The organism is Alkalihalophilus lindianensis (genome assembly GCF_032843265.1).
Classification (GTDB): domain Bacteria; phylum Bacillota; class Bacilli; order Bacillales; family Bacillaceae_D; genus Alkalihalophilus; species Alkalihalophilus lindianensis.
Map to the genome: position 1 here is coordinate 1 of NZ_JAWJBA010000369.1, position 269 is coordinate 269.

At 48.3% G+C, this 269-nt stretch carries 1 protein-coding gene; it reads right to left on the reverse strand.

Translation table 11 applies throughout. The features are described 5' to 3' along the window. Positions 1-124: 124 nt before the first annotated feature. On the reverse strand, positions 125-229 hold the full coding sequence (locus tag RYX56_RS22615; protein WP_317124158.1) for an LPXTG cell wall anchor domain-containing protein: 105 nt from the start codon (positions 227-229) through the stop codon (positions 125-127). Between the last annotated feature and the right edge of the window lie 40 nt (positions 230-269).

The following is a 269-nucleotide window of genomic DNA, read 5'->3' on the forward strand; positions in this document are numbered from 1 at the left end:
GGCTTTTTCTGCTTGAAACAGCATATACCCGGCCAAAAACTTAAAGGCATTTGACCCCGAAAACCACAATCCAAAACCGATCATGCCGGCAGCGGTTGCAAGCAGGATGAAGCGTTTCATGATTTTATACGCCCTTTGCTTTCAATCTGCGGAATAAGAGAGCTCCGAAGATGGTGAAAGCAAGGCCTGCCAATACGTTCGGAATATAGTCCGAAGCTGTATTGGGCAGCTTTCCGCCGTTTACTGTGCGGACAGCCGGTGCTTTTTTG